This window comes from Kosmotoga sp., assembly GCF_982836095.1.
The window spans coordinates 1-2265 of sequence record NZ_CEYIHJ010000225.1; the positions used below are offsets into that span (position 1 = coordinate 1).

Here is a 2265-nt window from a genome sequence, read left to right on the forward strand (position 1 = left end):
TTCTTAAGAAGTGATTTGCGAGAATTTGAATCTTTTTTTTGGTCTCTTCTTTTTCCTATCATTCTCTTTTTCATTCTCAGCTCTATTTTTGGAAACCTTGATTCAGAAGCCGGGATAAATTTTAAGATAGGTGTTGTCAGGGATGAAAAACTCACAGGGCTTGGTGTGATAATCGATGAAGTACTTAAATCAACATCTGGCGAAGAAGGACCTTTTGTAATCAGAGAATTCCCCACGATTGAGGAAGCAAAAGATGCTCTGAAAAAGGGATCAATAGAGTTGGTAATGAGAATACCAAAAGGGACTAGTTCAAAACTTGCAGCAGCTACATTGTTGAAAACTTCAGTTATCAAATCGGAATTGGAGATGTTCTACATACCAGGAAATCAAAGCTCTGAAATTGCCGCAGATATTATGAGTAGTGTCTTTAACCAGGTAGATTTAGAAATTGCCAAAAGGAAAAATCCGGATTACTCATCAGTGGAAATCGTTAAGAATTCCCTTACAACAGAGAAGGCCGAAGAATTCAGTTATGTTACTTTTTTGTTCCCGGGTGTTCTCCTCATGACTGTTTTGATAGTAACTCTTATGGATAGCCCTTACACTTTGACTTTCTCAAGGGATTCAGGGCTAAACAGAAAGCTATATAGCACCCCTATTTCACCGTTGCAGTACCTGATAGCAAACATTCTGAAAGCAGTAAGCATGAATATTCTTGGGGTAGTTTTGCTTTACATCGTTGCGTTGAGTTTTTATCCAGTTGACAATAAAATACTTTCGTTGAAATTCATCGGGGCTTTTTTCTTTTCTTTGGTTACAATGCTACCCTTTGGTCTTATGATAGCTTCGCTCGTAAAAAAAGCTTCTGCTGTTGTTGCAATAAGTCAGATTCTCTTTCAAACTATGATGTTTTTAGGCGGTCTGTACTTCCCGATAACAAATGCCCCTCCAGCTATGAAGGTGATTATTCACACAATTCCAACAACTTATCTGGTGGAGCTCATGCGACGTGTTCTCGGATACAAATTTAGTGACATGTCAAATTATATGTTGCTTCTTGTACCTATACTCTGGGCCACTGGTGCAACTATCATTTTCAGCTTTAATTTCAAAAAGGTGATGGCATATGAATAAAATAAAGCAGACCCTTGTAATTTTCGCAGCGTTTTTCAAAGAATCGTTCAGGAATAAATTGGAGTTTTTCTTTAGCCTTGGCTTTCCAATTTTATTTCTTGTGATGTTTGGATTTCTATTTGGTGGCCAGGAAAGCGCCTCTGCCCTCAGAGTGGGGTTTTTCTCTCAAGATGATTCAATTGCCAGTACAATGAAAAACTTGAAAGGTTTTGAACTAAAAACTTATAACTCTGTTGATGGAACGCTAAAAGCCCTGGAAAACAACGAAATTGAACTGGCAGTGTATTTTCACGACGAAAAAATCAAATTTACCATAAAAGAGGGAAACCCAGCGCTTGAAGGTGAGATAAACACTGCAATAAGTGCCATAGTTTCAGCCATTGAAGGTAAGTTAAATGGTGTTAAGAAAATAATAGATCTAAAAAAAATCCCTGTATCTTCGGGATCTTTTATCACCACAGAATCTGATTACATAATGTCGGGTGTAATAGGTATATCCATCCTTTCATCGGGTATGTTTGCCGTCATTTCAATTTTTGGTAGGTACAGAAAAAGAGGAATCTTGAACCGTCTTCGGGCTACTCCCATGAGTCCAATAGCATTTATCATTGGGAGTACACTAACAAGATTTATCGTAAGTGTATTTTCAGTCTTTATCATAATGTTAGTGAATAAGCTGCTGTTTGCTTCGAAGATAGTACCTGAATTTGTTCCCCTCCTTATTGTCGTAATTTGTTCCACTATGGGAATGATGGCTCTGGGACTGCTTCTTGTTCTGATCTTCAAGGAACCCCAAAGTGCCCAAAGTGCCGGAAGTGTGCTTTTTATAGTGATGACTTTTGCCTCAGGAGTCTATTTCCCCATAGCTTTCCTTCCAGAATTCATGAAAAAGCTTTCAATGTTTTTGCCTGTTACCTATACGGTCAGACTCGTACGTGGGGCAATGGGAATAATTGAACTGAGCAAAAATGAATTTTTCTTTGTGAATGTTGTTTTTGCTGTCTTGGGTATATTGCTTCTCGTAACAGTTTCAAAATTATTTCTAAAAGCTCATTGAGTTCATTCTTCTTTCTGGTAAAATCAAGATAGTTAGCATACCAAAGCAAACGGAGGGAATATCATGGATCTATT

2 protein-coding genes are annotated in these 2265 nt (G+C 37.7%); both read left to right on the plus strand.

The features are described from left to right. The coding region (locus AC3LHT_RS10450; protein WP_488662845.1) for an ABC transporter permease at positions 1-1134 on the plus strand (1134 nt) is incomplete at its 5' end. After that, positions 1127-2191, plus strand: coding sequence for an ABC transporter permease (locus AC3LHT_RS10455; protein ID WP_488662846.1), 1065 nt, complete (start codon positions 1127-1129; stop codon positions 2189-2191). The genes AC3LHT_RS10450 and AC3LHT_RS10455, both read left to right, overlap by 8 nt. Positions 2192-2265: the final 74 nt, after the last annotated feature.

Coding starts and splice junctions, on each gene's coding strand:
- AC3LHT_RS10455 (WP_488662846.1), top strand. CDS start 1,127: ATGAATAAAATAAAGCAGACCCTTGTAATTTTCGCAGCGTTTTTCAAA.